This is a genomic window from Rhizobium sp. SL86 (genome assembly GCF_026672545.1).
In the GTDB taxonomy this organism is placed as follows: Bacteria; Pseudomonadota; Alphaproteobacteria; order Rhizobiales; family Rhizobiaceae; genus Neorhizobium.
This window is the reverse complement of the sequence record NZ_JAPPRJ010000002.1, coordinates 1,192,076-1,211,266: the sequence shown is the minus strand read 5'-3', so window position 1 is coordinate 1,211,266 and position 19,191 is coordinate 1,192,076. Positions and strand designations below refer to the sequence as shown.

Here is a 19,191-nt window from a genome sequence, read left to right as displayed (position 1 = left end):
AGGAGAACGGACAATGAAGTCCCGGCGCGTTGCCTTTGCCGGTTTCATTCATGAAACCAATACCTTTGCTCCGACCAAGGCTACCTATGAGGCCTTCCTCAAAGGTTCCGGGCACCTGCCATTGTGCCGGGGCAACGAGATGATCGAACTCGTGAAGGGGGCCAATACAGGCATCGAGGGCGCCCTCGACTATGCACGTGAAGCGAACTGGAAGGTGGTGCCGGTGCTCCGCGCCAGCGCCGTCCCTTCAGCCTATGTCACCGAGGATGCGTTCGAGCGCATCGCCGCCGAAGTCATCGCCGGCATCGTTGCGGCACTGCCGCTTGATGGCATCTATCTCGATCTACACGGTGCCATGGTCTGCGAGCACCTGGATGATGGCGAAGGCGAACTGATCGCCCGGATCCGCAGGGCGGTGGGATACGGTATTCCCATCTCTGTCAGCCTGGACCTGCACGGCAACATGACCGAGCAGTCGATGCAGGATGCCGACGTCATGGTCGGCTATCGTACCTATCCGCACGTCGATATGGCGCTCACCGGCCACCGCGCCGCCCTACTGCTCGACAGGTTGATGAGTGGCGAGCGCTTCGCCAAGGTCTACCGCCAGATTGACTATCTCATTCCGATTTCCTGGCAATGTACCGAGATGGAACCGGCGCAGTCGATCTATGCTGCACTCGCAGCGCTGGAGCAGAAGGAGGGGGTCATCTCCCTGTCCTTCTTCCCTGGCTTTCCCGCCGCGGATTTTCCGGCCTGTGGTGCCAGCATCCTCGCCTATGCGCAGACCCTGGAGAGTGCGCGGATTGCTGCTGATGCCTTGAAGGCTCTGGTTGACGCCAGCGAGGAAGCCTTTGCCGGCAAGGTCTATACGCCGGACGAGGGTGTGCGTGAAGCGATGCGTATCGCCGCTACGGCTAAACGACCGGTGATCCTCTCCGATACGCAAGACAACCCCGGTGCCGGAGGCAATTCGGATACCACCGGCATGTTGCGCGCCTTGGTGACAAACGATGCTCGCAACGCTGCGCTCGGACTGCTTTACGATCCCGACGCTGCCCTTGCCGCACAAGCCGCAGGCCTCGGTGCGATGATCCGCATTGGCCTCGGTGGCAGGTCCGGCATTCCAGGGGATGCACCCTTCGAAGCTGATTTTGTGGTTGAGGCACTTTCCGACGGCTTCGTGCGGGTGAACGGCCCCTATTACGGCGACACGCTGATGCGGCTTGGACCTTCGGCCTGTCTTCGTATCGGCGGAGTTCGCGTTGCCGTCGCCTCGCACAAGGTCCAGATGGCCGATCGCGGTCTGTTCCGATATCTCGGCATCGAACCGGAAACCGCAAGCATCCTCGTCAACAAGAGTTCCGTGCATTTTCGCGCCGACTTTGCGCCGATGGCTGAAGCCATCCTCGTCTGTGCGGCGCCCGGTCCGATGGCCGTCGATCCCGCGTCGCTGCCCTGGACGCGGCTTCGTCCCGGTCTTCGCCTTTCGCCTCTCGGCCTCGCCTTTTCCTGAGCCCGTATCATTGACCTGCAAGGACATAAGAAATGCCTGTTATCGAGAAAATCGCCGCCTGGCACGAAGAAATGACCGCCCTTCGCCGTGATATTCATGCCCATCCGGAAATTGGCTTCGAAGAGGTGCGCACCTCTGCAATCGTTGCCGAAAAGCTGGCGAGTTACGGCATCGAGGTGCATCGCGGCATCGGCAAGACCGGTGTCGTCGGCATACTGAGGGGGGCAAAGGGCGAGGGCCGCGCCATCGGCCTGCGTGCTGACATGGATGCGTTGCCGATGGAGGAACGCACCAACCTGCCTTATGCCTCAAAAATCCCGAACCGTTTCCACGGTTGCGGCCATGACGGCCACACGACTATGCTGTTGGGCGCCGCGCGTTACCTTGCCGAAACCCGCGATTTCGCCGGCACGGCGGTCTTCATCTTCCAGCCTGGCGAAGAGGGTTGTGGCGGTGCCCGTGCCATGATCGCCGACGGTCTCTTCGAGCGGTTCCCCTGCGATGAAATCTATGGTCTGCACAATGCGCCAAGCGACGACCCGATGAAAATCGGTATCAAGCCGGGCACGGCGATGGCGGGGGCCGACTTCTTTGACTTCCGCATCAAGGGACGTGGGAGCCACGGCGCGCATCCGGAAGTTTCCAAAGATCCGATCATCGTCGCGACGCAGCTCGTTTCAGCACTGCAGTCGATTGTTTCACGCAACATCTCACCACTTAAAGCCGCCGTACTGTCGGTTACTCAGATCCATGCCGGAACCGCCTATAATGTGGTACCGGAAGAGGCGACAGTATCCGGAACCGTGCGTTATCTCGATCGTGAGGTAAACGAGCAAATCCGGACCCGCATGCGAGAGATTGCGGCTGGTGTTGCAACTTCCTTTGATGTCGAAATTGAAACGGACATCCGTAACGTTTTCGACGTGCTGGTGAACACCGATGCACTTGTGGAGGGCTTTGCAGATGCCGCTCGTGACATTGTGGGTGCCGAAAACGTCTATCACAAGAAGGCACCCGTGATGGGCAGCGAAGACTTCGCCGACATGTTGTTTAAGGTGCCGGGCGTTTATTGCACCGTCGGCCATGCCGGCACCATTCCACCGCATAATCCCGGTTATGTTCTGGATGACGGCATTCTGCCGGTGGGGGCGAGTCTGCTTGCCCGCATCGTGGAAAGGCGTCTCGCAGCCTAAGTGCTCTCAGATGCGCCCGCCTCGCAAGCGGCGGCCTTGCCCAATTTCCCGCCAATTACCCTGGCAACTCGCCCGTGAAACGGAGGCGTTTACCCATGGATTTCTCAAAGCTTCCTTTCGAAGCCGCTGCCATGCTTGAAGGTCTCAGGCCTTGGGTGGAGTGCGAAAGCCCGACCTTTGATACAAGCGCCGTTAACCGCATGATGGACCTGGCCGCCCATGATTTCGCGGTGCTTGGAGCAACAGTCGAGCGAATTCCCGGCCGCATGGGGCTCGGCGGCAGCCTGCGCGCCAGCTTCGCGCCATCCGGAGCGCTTCAGCCGGGCATTCTCGTGTCTGGTCACCTCGATACGGTCCATCCAGTCGGAACTTTGGACGTCCTTCCCTTCCGCATCGAGGCAAACCGAGCCTATGGCCCCGGTATTCTCGACATGAAGGGTGGAAATTTCATCGCTTTCGAGGCCATGAAGCAGTTGATCCGCGCAGGTATTGCGACAAGGCTGCCGGTGACCTTCCTGTTGACCCCGGATGAGGAAATCGGCACGCCTTCCACACGTGAACTGATCGAGATGGAAGCGGCCCGCAACCGATATGTCCTGGTGCCGGAACCGGCGCTTGAAGACAACGGGGTCGTTACCGGGCGCTTTGCCATTGCACGCTTTAACCTCACCGCACGCGGCAAACCCTCCCATGCGGGCGTTTCACCCAAAAGCGGACGCTCTGCAATCCGCGAGATGGCCCGCAAGGTACTGGAAATCGACGGCATGAGCGGCGATGACTGCACCTTTTCCGTCGGCGTCATCCAAGGCGGCCTATGGGTCAATTGCATATCCTCCCTCTGCACGGCTCAAGCCTTGTCCATGGCGAAGACGGATGAGGATCTTGAAGCCGGCATTGCCCGGATGATGGCTCTTTCCGGCACCGAAAACGAGGTGGAGTTTACGGTAACACGTGGCGTCACGCGGCCGGTATGGAAACCCGGGCAGCCGCAGACCATGGCGCTTTACGAAAGGGCGGCGGCTTTGGCTGCCGAGCTTGGATTTGCCCTACCCCATGGCAGTTCCGGCGGTGGATCGGACGGCAACTTCACCGGTGCCATGGGCGTTGCGACGCTGTGCGGTCTCGGCGTGCGGGGCGCGGGATATCATACGTTGGAGGAACATCTGGAAATCGACAGCCTGATAGATCGCGGCCGGCTTATGGCGGGCCTTTTCGCCCTGCTGGACTGAAGGAGAGATGTATTGACCGACGACGTGTCCCGGCTTTCCGCCATTGCCCTTTCGAACGCCATCCATGCGCGTCGCATCTCCTGCGCCGCGGTGATGGAAGGCTATCTGGACCGTATCAGTCGTTTCAATCCCGAGATCAATGCCATCCTTTATCTCCGTCAGCACGATACGCTGATGGAGGAAGCGCGCGCCTGTGACCGAGAGTTGGCGGCTGGCCATTCCCGTGGCTGGATGCACGGATTTCCGCAGGCAGTGAAGGATCTATCCGAGGTCAGAGACATGCCCTGCTCTTGGGGCTCGCCGATCTTCCGCGACTTCCGATCCAGCGCCGATTCCATCCACGTCGAGCGCATGCGCCGGGCAGGCGCCATCTTCATCGGTAAGACCAACACCCCGGAGTTCGGTCTCGGATCCCACACTACCAATCCAGTGCATGGGCCGACTCGCAACCCCTTCGATCTTTCGAAAAGCGCTGGCGGTTCAAGCGGCGGTGCGGCGGCGGCGCTGGCCGCGCATCTTCTGCCGGTGGCCGATGGCAGCGACATGATGGGATCGCTGCGCAATCCAGCAGCATTCAACAACGTCATCGGCTTCCGCCCAAGTTATGGGCGCGTTCCGAACAGCAAGGGAGCGGAGTGTTTTTTCGGGCAACTTGGCATAGCTGGGCCGATGGGCAGGACGATCGACGATGTCGCAGGGCTTCTTGCGATCCAATCGGGCTATGATCCGCGCGATCCGCTCTCGCTTGCCGACGACGATCTGGTATTGCGCGGACCGGCCGACACAAAGGGCATGAAGCTCGCCTGGCTCGGCGATTTCGGCGGTTATCTCGCCTTCGAACCTGGGGTCCTCGATGTCGATCGCAAGGCCCTCGATGTTTTGTCCGGTCTCGGCTGCGAGGTCGATGAGATCGTCCCTGCCTTCGATCTGCCGGAGCTCTGGAAAGCTTGGGTGATCTTGCGCAGTTTCAGTGTGACCCACGGACTGCGGGCTTTGTTCGACAATCCGCAGACGCGAACTCTGCTCAATCGCCAGATTCTCTTTGAATTCGATGAGGCGTTGTCACAGAAGGCCTCGGATCTTCACGCGGCTTCCGTGGTACGTACGAACTGGTACAGATATCTGTGCGGGCTGTTTGAACGATATGATTTCATCCTGATGCCTGCCGCGCAGGTTTTTCCCTTTGATCTGAACCTGGCCTGGCCCGAGGAAATCGATGGAAAGCCGATGAGCACCTATCACCGCTGGATGGAGGTGGTGATAGGACCGACAATGGCGGGGCTTCCCGTTGCGGCCATGCCGGCAGGGTTTGGAACCAATGGCCTGCCAAGCGGGATCCAGATAGTCGGCCCGCCTCGCCGTGATCGTGCGACGCTTGAATTTGCGCTTGCCTATGAGCGTGCCGCTGGCATCGAAACCGGGGCTCGGAGGTGGTTCTAAAACACCTCATGCTGTACTCCGATCGCTGGGGTTAACGGTTAAGCTGATAGCACCGACCAGCATGGTAAACTTAACGGACAGGAAGCCGTTGTGCGCCGCTTGCACCAGAGCGGTTCACGCCCAGGCGATTTGCGCCCACAGGTTCATCGCCTCCAAACGCAATTCGCGGTGGTGGCTGGAGGAGATGTCGTGGCGGGGGATTGGAACAGGTTGGCAATGGGGTCGTGGATTGAGACGAAGCGTTGCAGATGTCGCTTTGACTTGAAGCGCTTCCTGATTAGCTCTCGTCGCCGAACGGGCTGATGGGAATTCTCCGCCCGATTGTTCAATCCCTGGTGCAAACGCTGCTCGACGCCGGGCATGATCTCCCGCTTTGCAGCGTCGTAGGACCGAAGCTTAACAGTGATCATCACTCGCGGCGCTCGGCCCTGCCCCTTCACGAGCTTACGCATCGGACGCTTGGCCGCCTTGGCATTACGACGACATTGCACCAGAACTTCCAGCACAAAACCATCCTGATCGACAGCACGCCAGAGCTAGTGCTTCTTGCTGCGGGTCGAAACGACGGCCTCGTCGAGGTGCCACTTATCACCCAGCCGACCGGCTGAGCGACGGCGGATCTCGCTGGCAAAGGCGCGCCCGAATTTCTCTGCCCATAGTCGGACCGTCTGGTGCGAAATAATGATCCGTCGCGCCGCCGGCATGTCCTAGACCATTCTCAAGCTCAGAGGAAAACGGAAATTGAGCCAAACCGCATGGGCGATGGTCTCTGCAGGAAAGCGGTGGCGGCGGTAGAGTGGGTGACGGTCTATCATGACCCGTCATCTCACATCGGCATCCACGCTTCGTTAAGTTGACGATGCCGGCCATTTCCTCCGCCTCTGACGTCACCTGTGGTAGGTGTTGAGGAAGATGGCGCAGGCCGGTTCGACATTCTCGCGGATCTCGGTATCCGTGACGCTGCTGCGGATCGCCCAGAGGAATTGCTCGAACAGACGTGCCTCGCAAAGGGACTTGAACCGCCAGGCGGCGGAGGCAGGATCATCGATGCGTAACTCGCCCGTCTCGTTGGCCTGGTTGAGCGTCGCCGTGATGACGCCGATCACGCTCTTCGGCCCGTTGTCAAAGAAGATGCGCCCGAGTTCGGGGAACCGTGCCGCCTCTGCGATGACGAGGCGGTTGATCGATACGATTTCCTGGGACAGCAGGAAGCGCAGATAACGGCAGCCGAGCGCGACCAGGCGAGGCTCAATGCCAACCGGCTCCACCGGAAGCTTCATGAACTCTTCCCAGCGCTGCTCGCCGATGGACACGACAAAGGCCGCGAAGAGTTCCTCCTTCGAAGGGAAATAACCGTAGAGTGTGCCTTTTGATCCGCCCACCGCCGCGGCAATCGTCGACATGGAGACGGCGCCATAACCTTGAGTGAGAAAAAGCTCGCCGGCGATGTTGATGATTTCGTTTCGTTTTTTGTCGGTTTTTGTGCGCATGTCGCCTTTATAACCGTAAAGATCCGTACTGTTAAGTTGACGGAGCTCAATTTTCATAATAGTACGAATATGTACGGTTATGAGGAACTGAACAATGAGCAGACTTTTCCCGAAGACGGCAGAATTCACGGGTGCCCTCTACAAACCGGCGCGTTTCGAAGGCGAGGTCTATGACCTTGAGGTCGACGGCCAGGTGCCGGAAGACATCGACGGAACCTTCTTCCAGGTGGCGCCCGACCCGCAATATCCCCCCATGCTCGGCGAGGACATGTTCTTCAACGGCGACGGAGCGATCAGTGCGTTCTGTTTCAAGAACGGCCATGTCGATTTCAAGCGCCGCTACGTCATGACCGAGCGGCTGAAGGCGCAGCGCGCGGCACGGGCGTCGCTGCACGGCATCTATCGCAACCCGTATACCAATGATCCGAGCGTACGCGAGTTGAACAACAGCACCGCCAACACCAATGTCGTGGTGCATGGCGGCAAGCTGCTGGCGCTCAAGGAGGACAGCGCGCCTTACGCGCTCGATCCCGTGAGCATGGAGACGATCGGCCTGTGGGACTTCAACGGCCAGCTGACCAGCGCCACCTTCACCGCTCACCCGAAGATCGATCCCGCAACCGGCGACCTGCTTTGTTTCGGTTACGAGGCCAAAGGCGATGCGACCCCGGACATCGTCTATTACGAGATCGACGCGTCCGGCCGCAAAAAACGTGAGATCTGGATCGTTGCGCCCTATGCGGCGATGATTCATGATTTCGCCGTGACCGAGAATTACGTGATCTTCCCGCTGATGCCGTTGACCTCGGATCTCGAGCGCTTGAAGAATGGCGGACGGCATTTTGAATGGCAGCCGGGCCTCGATCAGCTTTTCGGTGTCCTGCGCCGCGACGGGGACGGAAGCGATGTCCGCTGGTTCACGGCGCCGAACGGCTTTCAGGGCCATACGCTCAACGCCTTTGATGACCGCGGCCGCATCTATGTCGACATGCCGATCACCAGCGGCAACATCTTCTATTTCTTCCCGCAGGCCGACGGAACGGTCCCGCCGCCGGAGACGCTCGCCTCCAACATGATGCGGCTGACGATCGACATGAACTCCACCAGCAACGGGCTGGAGATGACACCGCTGACGCCGTTCTCTTGCGAATTCCCGCGCAGCGACGATCGTTACATGGGCCGGCAATACAGCCATGGCTTCGTCATTGCTATGGATCCGACAAAACCCTTCAACGAAGAGCGCATCGGCCCGCGCCCTTTCCAGTTTTTCAACCAGCTGGCGCACATCAATGTCGGGACCGGAAAGATCAAGACCTGGTTCGCCGACGATCAGTCCTGCTTCCAGGAGCCGATCTTTGTGCCGAAACGCGCCGATGCGCCGGAAGGCGAAGGTTATGTCATCGGATTGTGCAATCGCCTGCTGGATCAGGCGACCGATCTGTTGATCCTGGATGCCCAGCATCTGGATGAAGGGCCGATTGCCACAGTGAAACTGCCGATGCGCCTGCGCATGTCGCTGCACGGCAATTGGGTGCCAGGATCGGTTCTCCGGGCGGCCTGAGGCGCGCCCGCCGCTCTGCTGACAGCGTTTGGCTGGGCGGCCGGTGATGACGTCATCAAGAATTGCGCACCCTGCCGGCACCGCCGGCGGGGTGCGTGTGCGTCAGTCTTCTTCCAAGCCGGCTTGGCCCGATCCTGGCTCTCGGCTTTCCGAAGCCATGCTTGACAATTTCTCTTAAAATTCCTGACCGGCGCCCATGGTCTTCATGCCTTCGACGGCTGGTGTCTGCCGTTGAGCTTCATTCGGTATTTGGAAGCGGCGGCGACATCAGAACGTACTCTCCAGCCTTCGCGTCTGACGCGGTGTTCCTCGGATGTGCAGTCTGTCGGGCCCTGGTCCGCGCAGCGAAAAATGTCCGTCATGCCGCACGGTCTTGCGCGGCATGACCCAAAGATGACCCGGCCGGCGTCAGAATTCCAGCCGGTAGGATGCGCCGACAGCGACGGCCCAGTCGGCGTCGGCGTCGGCATCATAGGTGGCGCCCTGTGTCACCCGCTGCGAACCGGCCGTCAGGTAGGTCAGGGCGGCACCAACGCCGATGGTACCGATCGTGGTTTTGTACTGGGCGCCAAGGCCGATGCTCCAGCTGTCGGTGCTGATGTCGGCACCGGTTCCCACGCCCTGGTCCCAGGTGATGCTGAGCGTGCCGGACAATTTTTCGTTAAATTCGTGGCCGACGCCCAGCTGGACTGTGTAGCTGTCGGTGTAGTTGAACACCTTGTGGGCGGTCCCGAGATCGGTGACGGTGTAATTGAAGCTTGGCAGCACGCTCCAGTCCGTCCAGGTGGCCGAGCCGTAGACGAGCCAGCCGGGTGCCACGCCGCTCTGGGCATAGAGCTTCAGGGATTGTGGTAGCGTGCCGGAACCATAAGCCGGCAGGGTGTCGGGGATGCCGAGCGAGGTGCCGAGGTCGGACGCTGTGAAGGTACCGTCGCCCTTGTGCTTGATCTGCGACCGGTACATCAGTTGCACGCGCAACGCATAGTCGGGAATGTCATAGGCAAGCCCCACCCGGTAGCCGAGTTCGCCATTATCCTTCAGGCGCACATTCCCGATCCAGGTGTCTTCCTGGTAGACAAAACTCTCGACGAACATGCCGCCGAGGATATGGATCCGCCCGGGTCCCGCATTGAGGTGCACATCGCAGGTCGCACCATATTCGTCGGAGGCGACCTTCATCCTGCTGGTGGGATTGGGAAGCGGGTCGCCATTGCCGGCCGCCGTGAGAAGCTCGGCATTCTGCGCCGCCTCGCTGTAGGTGCCAGAGCCGCCGTAGGGCTTCGTGTAGGTGACCGCGCAGGAAAGGTTGTCGCTGAAGCGCATGCCAAGCGTCAGATTGGGGATCACGAAGGAATCCGAATAGGCACCCTCATCGACCGATTGCCCCATCAGTTTCGAATAACTGCGGTCCGGTGAGACATAAATCACCGAGGATTCGGCGCTGAACTGGGCATCGCTGTAAAGAATGTCGGTATTGGCCTCGCCGCGCGAGAAGCCGCCCGCCATTGCCGGCAGGCAAGTCATGCCTCCCACGCCGCTCGCAAGCAGGAAGGCGCAACTGCGCCACATCGTCCTGGATTTCATCTACCGTGTTCCCGTCTTATTTTGTTTTGGAGATGACCGCGCAGCTGGAACGTCTTGCTGGAATGCCGGCTTTTCCCCTGACCGGTCTATCGCGACGCCCACCGCGTTGATCAAGGCCAGAATATGGAGCAGGTGTACGCCAACAATGGGGGAGGTGGACAAAAAGGGATCATTTGCGGCCATTCGCGAAGCATGACTTGGCTGAGGCACCGGCAAAAACGGGTTGGATCGGCAATGGATCACGCTCTCCAAAACCGGCTCAAGCATCGCGTATCAGGTTCGTCGATCGACAGTAAGCCCGGCGGGTTATCGCGCCTGGGTGGCCGTTCCGGATAGCGGTGCCGGGGACTGCGGCCTCTCGGGCACGGTCTTTTCCAGGATCCGAAGCACCAGCGATTTCGGCAGCAGCCGCGCGAGACGGATAATCCAGCGCATGCTGAAGGGGAAAAGGTAGTCGCTCTTCTCAGCCCTCAAGGCGTGGATGATGTGATCGACCGCCTTTTCCGTCGAGATCTCCAATGGTGCCGGCATGCCGTCATTTGCCGTGATCTCCGTGGCGACGAAACCCGGATAGACCGTGGTGAAACGGATACCCGCCTGTCTGAACTCCATGCGACACGTATCGATCAGCAGGATGGCGGCTGCCTTGGCGGCGCAGTAGGGGCCCTGCAGCGGCACGCCCAGCAGTCCCGCCAGTGAATTGGTATGGCCAACATGGCCGCCGCCCTGCCGCACCATCTGGTGGAGCGCCGGAAACAGGTAATTGACGACCACGTCGTAATTGGAGCGCATATAGGCGTTGACCTGTCCGGCGGTCATCGTTCGCATGTCCAGTGCCGGGGCGCCGCCCGCATTCAGGTAGATCATGTCCAGACGACCGAACCGCTCCACCACGGCTTCGACCACTGAGGCCGCTGCGACCTCATCGGTGGCATCGGCCGCGATTGCGAGGCAGCGCCCACCGGCGCTTTCGATCTCCGTGGCCAACGCCTCGAGCTTGTCCTGCCGCCGCGCGGTGACGCAGACCAACGCCCCCTCGCTCGCCAGCCGTTTTGCCAGGACCAGGCCCATTCCGGAGGAGGCGCCGACGATCAGGATTACCTTGCCGCTGAAATTCATCGATGTCTTCTCCTCAAACCTTCGACAGCAACCGCTGGCTTTCCCAGGACCGGTAGTGATCGGCGATCGTTTCCGCAAACGGCCTGTAGACGATGCCGAGCTCGTCGCGGCTGCGATGGTTGTCGAGAGCAAAACGGATGCCGAGATGATTGCTCATGTAAGACTGCGTCAGGCCGAACAGCGGTCCCAGCAGCCGGACAAGAGCATTCGGGATCTGCCAGGTCGGCAGAAGATAGGGCCTGGGATGGATACGCCTTGCGACGGTGGCAATCTCGAGGAAGGTCCGGGTATGAGCCTCCGAAACGATGTAGCGACCTCTGGCAGCTGGATTCTCAGCCGCGCGAATATGGGCGGCCGCGACGTCGCGAACATCGACGCAAGCGAGGCTCAGATCCGGCATCCCGTAGAAAAAATAGCCTTTGAACATCTCGTCGAGCAAAAACAGCGATCCCGATTCCGAGGCCGGTGTCAGCGAGGGGCCGAGGATCATGCTGGGATTGATGGTCACGAGGCTCCAGCGATCCTGTTCACGGACCTTGGCCCATGCAGCCTTTTCCGCGAGAACCTTCGAGTAGTGATAGGGATTGTTGAGCACTGTGCTGGAGCTATTGAAATACTCCTCGGCCACCGTGTTGTTCTTCATCCGGCGGACATCCGCGTAATCGCCGAAAATCGCCCCTATCGTCGATGTCATGACGACGCGGCGAACGCTTGGGGTCCGTTCGATGCTGCCAAGCACGTTATGGGTGCCGCGAAGTGCCGGCTCGACCATCTCCGTCTGGCCGTTCCTGATCTTTTCCGGCAGCTTGAATGGCGAGGCGACGTGAAAGACGATTTCGCAGCCGCTCATCGCGGCATCGAAGGCGCCATCCTGCAGCAGATCGGCTTCGAACAGATGGAGGCGACCCGGATACCGCGCGCCCATGTCGGCAAGGGGGCGGATCTTGGCCGTATTGCGAAGGTTTCTGACTGTCGTATGCACCCTGGCCCCCGCGTCCAGCAATTGCAAGACGAGATGGCTGGCGACAAAGCCGCTTCCGCCGGTCACGAGCACGGTTTCCTGCATCGAAACACCCTTTCGTTCGCTTGGCGCACAGCCACCAATTGCCATCTTGCATGGACGGGCGCGCCGTCCGGCTTTTGTCAGTAGCCAGCCTTCAGGATTGACCGCTCGCCGCGCAGATGCCGTTCGGTCGCCTCCTTCTGGTCCTTGCGCAGCCTCCCATTGGCGATATAGCGGATGAGCCAGGGAATGCGTCTCACCCGGGCGCCGGTGCTATGCGCCAGGACAAAGCATTCGGCGCATTTCTCGAGAATCTCGATGTTGAGCAGCAGCCGTTCCAGCCCCATGCCGAAGCAGAGCACGACGTCATCGAGGCAATAGGCATTGGCACCGGTCGAGAGCGCAGCAATCGGCGCCGCGTCATGCGCCGACATGCCGACCCGTTTGGCCTCCAGCCCCAGGTGGCGGATCTGCTCGTCGAAGATCGCCGGCATGCTGAGGTCGATGCGCGAGAGCCATGAGCTCCAGGTGGGGCGCCCGGCGGCGATTGCGCCGACATCCGGGCGCGCCTTGTAGATCCGGTGGTGCAGGTCGGCGTCGCTGTCGGAAAGCTTGAACCACTCGAACTCGCCGGGCACATCACGTCCGGCCGTGATGCTGACCCGCACGAAGGCGTTCTGCTCGGGGATGCGCTGCGAAAGCCGGTCGCCCGGCTTCAGCAGACCCTTGCCCGCAAGGCGGGCCGCGGCAAGCGCCAGCTGCTGCTCGATGGAGGACCTGGATAACTTGAAGATTGGCGCCGTCATGTCAGACCAACCCGAAAACGGTGTCGAAGCGGTCGAGCGCATCGTCGATCACCTCGTCGGTATCTGCCATGCTTGTATAGATGCGGCTTCCGGCCAGCGTCAGCAGCCCATGCGCCAGATAGGCGGCGCCCATTTCCTCCATCAGATGTTTGCGGGCATTGGCCTCACGCATCAGCTTGATCGGGTTGCGCATGCTCATCAGCAAGACTGCCGACGTCTGGAGATGGACGATCGATCCCATGTTGTAGACCACATAGGGCAGCCCGCGGCGGTTCATGATCTCCTTCAATCCGCGGGCAAGGCGATCCCCGGCGCGACCGGCGATCACCGGCGCATTGGTGCGCGCCATTTCCTCGATCGCATAGTAACCGGCAACGCAGGAGAGTGGATTGGCCGAAAGCGTACCGCCAACGAAGGCGCGTTTGCTGGATGTGCCGATACCGCCGACCAGCGTCATCATCACCTCCTTGCGTCCGCCGATGCCGCCCGCCATCAGATAGCCGCCGGTCAGGCACTTGCCGAACACGGTGATATCCGGATTGACGTTGAAATAGCCCTGGGCTCCGCCCATGCCGACCCGGAAGCCGGTGACGACCTCATCGAAGATCAGCAATGCGCCGAACTCGTCGCACAGCTTGCGGACTTCGCGGTTGTATTCGGGCGTCACGGGACGGGTCCCGCTTTCCGGGCCGAGCGGTTCCACGATGACCGCCGCGGTTCCGCCACGGATGCGGTTCAGCATCAGCTTGCGACGCAGCGTGCCAAGCTCGTTGGGGAAGACTTCCTGGGTGTAACCCGTCACACCCTTCGGAATTCCGGTTGCCTCACGCCGTCCGGTGCCGGGTACACGCATGCCGTAGACCATCTGGTCGCTCCAGCCGTGATAATCACCCCCAACCTTGATGACCCACTTCTTGCCGGTATAGGCGCGCGCCAAGCGGATCGCGCCCATGCAGGCTTCCGTGCCGGAGCCCAGCATGCGGAACATTTCGACGCCCGGCATGTGCTGGCGGATGATTTCGGCCAGCTTGAACTCGTATTCGTGCAGAAGGCCTGTCACCGGGCCGCATTGATCGAGAAGTTCGTGGGCCTTCTGCCTGACCGGCAGGTAGTTGGACCCGAGAAGCGTCGGACCACCGGCCTGGAGGAAGTCGATATAACGGTTGCCATCGGCATCCCACATATAGGCGCCATCGACCTTGGCGGCGGCGATGGCGAAGGGATAGTTGAAAGCGAGATTGTGCTGCACGCCGCCTGGGATAACCTCTGCGGCTCGCTTGGCCCAGGCTTTCGAAGTCGGGCATTTCTGCTCGAAGTAATCCAGAACCTTCGGCATGTTTGCGGCCGAAATACCCTTTGGCGGCTGCTTCAGCAGCAAGTTCAGCCGGTCCATGAGGTCGCGATTGTCGGGCCAGGCACTGATGGCGTAGGGTGCGGGGTCGGCGGTGCGGGTTGCCATGTTCATGTCAGGCTCCTTTGTTCTCTGACTTGTCCAGCACATTCAGGAGAAAGGTGCGGAGTTGCCGGTCGAGAGTGCTGCGTTGTTGAATGAGGGTGCGCAGGTAAAGCGCTGCGGATAATTCGATCTGGCGCAGCATTCCGGCGGCTGTCTTGAGATTGCCGGCGGCGCAGATCACACCGTGACTTGCCATCAGATAGGCGTAGACATCGGGACGAATGGTCTTCGCAAAGGCCTTGGCCAACATGCCGGTGCCGGAGGGCCGGTACGGAACAAGCGCGATCTGTGGACCAAGCGAGGTGCGGTCGGCGCCGGGTGCCCAGGGCAGTTCTTCGTGCAGCAGCGCAACGGCGCTCGCAATCGGCTGGTGGGTGTGGATGCTGGCATGACGGGTGGGATGCGCCTGCAGCATGGCGGCATGCAGGGCCTTTTCCACCGTCGGCGTCTTTTCGCCATCGACGACCTTCTGTGTCGCGATGTCGAGGATCGGCACATCGGCCGCACCCATCGTGTAATAGTCCGTCGCCGATGGTGTGACGGCCATCAGCCTGTCATCCAGACGCACACCGATATTGCCGCCGGTTCCAGCGAAATAGCCGTGGTCCGAGAGATATCGGCACATATCGACGATCTCCTGGCGGACGGTTGTGAACCTAGTCATTCTTCCTGCCCTTCGAGCCGTTGAGTTTCTGATAGAGCGGAGCCAGCCTGCGGTGCAGTTCGGTGAAGATGCCGAAGCGTTCGTCATAAAAGCGCGTGGCGGCTGGCGAAGGCTCGTAGGTCCGCTCGATCTTCACATGGCGCACGGCTTCATCAAGCCGCATCAGGCCAAGCCCGTGGGCGCCGATGAAGGCCGCTCCGCGCGCATTTGCCTTCATCGGTTCGTGCGGCTGGCGAATGGGCACGTTCAGCACGTCCGCATAAATGCGGCACCAGGCGTTCGACAATGCGCCGCCGCCAATCATGGTGATGGCCTGCGGCCTGTGGCGCATGAACTTCTGGATCGGCTTCATCATCCATCGCGTGTTCAGCGCAACGCCTTCAAAGACGGCGCGAACGATGGTTTCGCGGTTATGGTCCATGCTGAGGTTGAAGATGCCCGCTCGCAGCGACTGGTCATCCACCGGGCATCGCTCGCCGAACAGCCATGGCAGATAGAGCGCGCCATCCGCGCCCATGGGCTGACGGGCGGCGATCTCGTCGAGCACGCGATAGGTATCGACGGACGGTTCCCCCCGCACCAGCCCGTCGTCGTGGAAGACGATGCGGTCCTTCAGGAAGGCGATGTTGTTTGCTCCACTCGATTGCAGTGCGACCATCAGGTAGCGGGAAGGAACGGCGCAAGGGATCGAGCCGATCTGGTCGAGCACGCTCGTGCGTTTGAACGGGACATGCGCGGCAATCCAGGATGAGGACCCGACATAGAGGTGGCAGTCGAAGTCGTCGATCGTGCCGGCTCCGATTGCAGCCGCTGTATTGTCGATCGCACCCGCCACCACGGGGGTCTTCGGTGAAAGGCCCAACGCCTCGGACACATCCGGCAGGATGGTGCCGATCACATCGGTGCAGCGTACGAGGTCCGGAAACTTGTCGCGGTCGATACCGCTGATGGCGATCAGGCTTTCGTCATAACGAATATCGTCCGGATCGCGGTTGTCCGTCACCCAGGAGGTCAGGATGGAATCCTGCGTGGCGCAGAAGCGACCGGTAAGACGAAGATTGAAGTAATCGAGGACGTTGAGGAACTTGTAGGTGCGCTGATAGATATCCGGAAACGCGTCACGGATGAGCAGCATGTGGCCTGCGGGATCCTTGCCGGAAAGGGCAGGGGCGCCGCCACACAGGCGAAGCCATTTCTGCAGCTTGATTGCATCGTAACCGGCAACCTTCAACGCGCCCCGCATCTCCTGCTTCAGGTGACGCGCGCCGCGCATGTCCAGCCACAGGATCGCATTCATCAGGCTCTCGCCATTGCGGTCGACAGGAACCGTGCCTTCGCCCTGTGTGGACGAGCATATCGCCACGATATCCGAACGCGACACGATGCCGAGGCCAAGAACCTCGCGGGCGGCCTCGATGAAGGCGGTCCACCAATCCTGTGGCCGCTGTTCCGCACCGATGCTGTCGACCACGATCAGTTGTACCGGGCGAAACGCCCAGGCAACCACGTTGCCGGTCAGCGATACCAGGCCGACCTTGCAGCCACTGGTTCCAAGATCGATGGAAAGTACATATTGCTCTTTTTGTGCCATGGCCCCTCAGCCAAGAATGGCCGATGGTTTTTCCGGCCTTTTTGCTTGGGGAAAGGATAGACCCCGGGGCAGTGCGTCATGAAGCGGTCAAGCTGTCCTATTGAGGGTCTATTCCGGCCAAATCGCCGAGAGATCGGTGCGCAGTGCGCCAGGGGTCGTGCCTGTCCATCGACGAAATGCACGGCGAAAATTGTGCGGGTCCGTAAAGCCGACGGCGAAGGCGATCTGCTCGACCGACATATGTGGATTGGCCAGAAGCTCCAGCGCCCTGTTTTTGCGCAGATCGTCGAGAAGGCCCTGAAAGGAAACGGCACTTTCCGCCAGCCGCCGCCTGAGCGTGCGCTCGCTCATGCCGAGAGCCTTGGCGACCTTCGAGATATTGATGCGCTCCTGCAGCTTCTGGCGCAGCACCCGCTCGACCGATTCCGTGATCTCCGCCGCCTCCCGGGAACGGGTCCGGTGATAGGCGATGAACTCGCACAGCTGTCGATGGCTGAAGGGGTCCGCGGTGGCCAGCGCACGTTTGTACAGCGCAGGATCGAACAGGAAGACGTTTTCGACGCAACCGAAACGGATTTCGCAATCGAAGACGTCGCGATAGGCACCGGCATGGACCGGTGCGGGATAGGCGAGCTCAATGCGCAACGGCTTGAAACCGTCCCCGACAAGGCCGATGCCGATGCTCATGAAGTTGGCGAAGGCCTCTTCGACCAGGAAGGTGTAGATGCTGGGTTCATGAAAGCGGCTGGCGGCGGTCACCGCAATGCCATCGCTGGTGACGCGCGTATCGAACTCCAGCATGCTGCCGGTGTCCTTCTGGAATTGCAGACCGAGCTTGACCGCCTCGCCGATCGTTGCGGCTGTCAGCATGGCATAACCGACCAGCCCCACCGAATTGATCTTCTGCCGACAGCCTGTTTCGAGACCAAGCGCCCGCCCCGGTGCCATCTGGAGTGCGCGCAGGATCGCCTCCCGACCCTGGCGGAACGACACGCGGCAGGCGGGGTCCTGAAGATCCTCCAGCGTCAGGCCCAGCCCGACCAGCAGCCGGCCCGCGTCAAGGCCGGAATCGCGTAGCGTCATCACCAGGCTTCTGAGCATGAAGGCCGGAATATTCGCAGCCATGTAGCGTGAATCGACCGGTTTCATTGGCTCTCCATACCTCTCCTGCGGTTGCTCTCCGGCGTGTCTTCGTTTTTTATCAAGACACATCGTCCCCTTGCGATCCGTCAAGGCAAAGGCGTGCAATGGCGTTCCGATTGGCCGGAAAAGACCCCAAACAGGCCCTGAAATCCCTTGTGGCTGCGGGGGCGCGTCATATTCTTGTCATTGCGACGGCGGCAGAAGGACCGGAATCGGCAACGCTGCGCGGCAACCCTGGGGGGCGACTGCAGTGATCTTGTGGATTCTGGGACTGAGCGCTGCTTATGCAGTGGCGTTGAACGGTACGATGGTGATGCCGGTGGTGGTGCTGGCGATGAGCAAGCTCGCCGGTTACGACGAGGGCCTGGCGACTGTGGTTGCCAGTGCGGAGCTTGCCGGCATTGCCCTATACGGACTCTTTCTTTCCAAGCTGGCAGCACGCTCCTGGCGCATCGTCGCAATGGCGGGTGCGCTCGCCGTCATCCTCGGCGAAGCCGCGAGCTTTTGGCAGCAGACCCCGCTTCTGTTGGCTTCGGCGCGCCTGGTCACCGGACTGGGCGAGGGGGCAATCTTCAGCGTCGTGGCGATGAGTCTCGCCTCGCTTGCCAATGCCGAACGGTTCTGGGGCGCGCTCAGTCTCATCGGAGGCACGACCATGGGACTATTGCTGTTTGCAGTTTCGATGATGCCGCATGCGGAAGCCGAGGCGCCGGTATTTCTGATGCTGACCCTGTTTGCCGCTCTGATGGCGCCCCTCTTCCTGCTGATTTCCAGACGCCCGGCACAAATGGCCGCCGCCACCGTGCATTCAAGGCTCGACCGTCCGAAGATGCTGCTCGCGATGGTCATCGTGTTCATGGTCTATGCGGTACAGGCCGGACAGTGGGCCATCTGCGGTTATGTCGGCGAGCGGGTCGGTCTGACCAATGCGGAGGTCGGCCTCTATCTCGCACTCTCCTCGCTGGCCGGCTTCCTCGGTGCCGTGGTGCCGTCGATGACGCATGACAAGGCGAAACGTCTTCCGCTCGTCATGCTGGGTTTTGTCGTCATGGCCGTGTCGATCTACTATCTCTTCAACGTGTTTTCGGCGGCGGTGTTCGTCAGCACGCAGATCCTGGTCAATATCGGCTTCTACATCGTCACGCCCTTTGTCACCGGCGTCTTGACGGAAAACGATCCGGACGGTTCGTTGATGTCACGTATTCTGGTGATCGCGATCGTCGGCGCAACACTCGGCACTGCCGTTGCCGGTCCGGTCTTTGCCTCGGCGGGGCCGGCAGCCTTTGCATGGGCGTGCCTGATGCCGCTGGTGGTGGCAGCCACCTGTGCCGTGCTAGTTTTCGGCCATCTTCATCGCGGCCTTCCGGCCGCGGCAAAAGCCGGTATCGCGGAGTAA

At 60.7% G+C, this 19,191-nt stretch carries 15 protein-coding genes and 1 pseudogene; 6 read left to right on the top strand and 10 right to left on the bottom strand.

Annotated elements, in window-relative coordinates; translation table 11 throughout:
• The first annotated feature begins 13 nt into the window (after positions 1 to 13).
• From OU993_RS17655 to OU993_RS17640, 4 genes are all read left to right on the top strand, one after another.
• A complete protein-coding gene (locus tag OU993_RS17655; RefSeq protein WP_268159614.1) occupies positions 14 to 1,516 on the top strand; it encodes a M81 family metallopeptidase in 1,503 nt (500 codons plus the stop codon).
• Positions 1,517 to 1,548: 32 nt separating this feature from the next.
• Positions 1,549 to 2,709, top strand: coding sequence for a M20 aminoacylase family protein (locus OU993_RS17650; protein ID WP_268159612.1), 1,161 nt, complete (start codon positions 1,549 to 1,551; stop codon positions 2,707 to 2,709).
• 95 nt (positions 2,710 to 2,804) lie between these two features.
• The gene (locus tag OU993_RS17645) at positions 2,805 to 3,938 is read left to right on the top strand and encodes a M20/M25/M40 family metallo-hydrolase (RefSeq protein WP_268159610.1); all 1,134 of its coding nucleotides are present in this window, start codon (positions 2,805 to 2,807) and stop codon (positions 3,936 to 3,938) included.
• Between the two features lie 12 nt (positions 3,939 to 3,950).
• Positions 3,951 to 5,378 (top strand): amidase, encoded by a 1,428-nt coding sequence (locus OU993_RS17640; protein ID WP_268159608.1) that lies wholly within the window; start codon positions 3,951 to 3,953, stop codon positions 5,376 to 5,378.
• Positions 5,379 to 5,492: 114 nt separating this feature from the next.
• On the opposite strand, the pseudogene OU993_RS17635 reads toward OU993_RS17640, so the two are convergent.
• A pseudogene (locus OU993_RS17635) lies at positions 5,493 to 6,193 on the bottom strand (IS6 family transposase).
• Positions 6,194 to 6,265: 72 nt separating this feature from the next.
• Entirely contained in the window at positions 6,266 to 6,997 is a 732-nt protein-coding gene (locus OU993_RS17630; protein ID WP_268159606.1) for a TetR/AcrR family transcriptional regulator, read from the bottom strand.
• Between OU993_RS17630 and OU993_RS17625 the strand changes: the two genes are divergently transcribed.
• Complete coding sequence (locus OU993_RS17625) at positions 6,963 to 8,429, top strand: carotenoid oxygenase family protein (RefSeq protein ID WP_268159604.1); 1,467 nt, start codon at positions 6,963 to 6,965, stop codon at positions 8,427 to 8,429. The two genes, OU993_RS17630 and OU993_RS17625, sit on opposite strands and share 35 nt — an antisense overlap.
• Positions 8,430 to 8,837: 408 nt before the next feature.
• On the opposite strand, the gene OU993_RS17620 is transcribed toward OU993_RS17625, so the two are convergent.
• The 8 genes from OU993_RS17620 to OU993_RS17585 all read right to left on the bottom strand — a co-directional run bounded on the left by OU993_RS17620 (position 8,838) and on the right by OU993_RS17585 (position 17,801).
• Complete coding sequence (locus OU993_RS17620; RefSeq protein ID WP_268159602.1) at positions 8,838 to 10,013, bottom strand: OmpP1/FadL family transporter; 1,176 nt, start codon at positions 10,011 to 10,013, stop codon at positions 8,838 to 8,840.
• A 306-nt stretch (positions 10,014 to 10,319) separates the two neighbouring features.
• Positions 10,320 to 11,132: an SDR family NAD(P)-dependent oxidoreductase gene (locus OU993_RS17615; protein ID WP_268159600.1), complete on the bottom strand. Its 813-nt coding sequence runs from the start codon at positions 11,130 to 11,132 to the stop codon at positions 10,320 to 10,322.
• A 13-nt stretch (positions 11,133 to 11,145) separates the two neighbouring features.
• Entirely contained in the window at positions 11,146 to 12,198 is a 1,053-nt protein-coding gene (locus OU993_RS17610; protein WP_268159599.1) for an NAD-dependent epimerase/dehydratase family protein, read from the bottom strand.
• Positions 12,199 to 12,275: 77 nt separating this feature from the next.
• Positions 12,276 to 12,941: a class II aldolase/adducin family protein gene (locus OU993_RS17605; protein WP_268159597.1), complete on the bottom strand. Its 666-nt coding sequence runs from the start codon at positions 12,939 to 12,941 to the stop codon at positions 12,276 to 12,278.
• Between the two features lies 1 nt (position 12,942).
• The gene (locus OU993_RS17600) at positions 12,943 to 14,406 is read right to left on the bottom strand and encodes an aspartate aminotransferase family protein (protein ID WP_268159595.1); all 1,464 of its coding nucleotides are present in this window, start codon (positions 14,404 to 14,406) and stop codon (positions 12,943 to 12,945) included.
• A gap of 1 nt (position 14,407) precedes the next feature.
• On the bottom strand, positions 14,408 to 15,061 hold the full coding sequence (locus OU993_RS17595; protein ID WP_215565723.1) for a class II aldolase/adducin family protein: 654 nt from the start codon (positions 15,059 to 15,061) through the stop codon (positions 14,408 to 14,410).
• Positions 15,054 to 16,652 (bottom strand): xylulokinase, encoded by a 1,599-nt coding sequence (locus tag OU993_RS17590; RefSeq protein WP_268159594.1) that lies wholly within the window; start codon positions 16,650 to 16,652, stop codon positions 15,054 to 15,056. The genes OU993_RS17595 and OU993_RS17590 overlap by 8 nt, the downstream gene beginning before the upstream one ends.
• Positions 16,653 to 16,760: 108 nt before the next feature.
• Complete coding sequence (locus OU993_RS17585) at positions 16,761 to 17,801, bottom strand: AraC family transcriptional regulator (RefSeq protein WP_268159592.1); 1,041 nt, start codon at positions 17,799 to 17,801, stop codon at positions 16,761 to 16,763.
• Between the two features lie 244 nt (positions 17,802 to 18,045).
• Between OU993_RS17585 and OU993_RS17580 the strand changes: the two genes are divergently transcribed.
• On the top strand, positions 18,046 to 19,191 hold the full coding sequence (locus OU993_RS17580; protein ID WP_268159591.1) for an MFS transporter: 1,146 nt from the start codon (positions 18,046 to 18,048) through the stop codon (positions 19,189 to 19,191).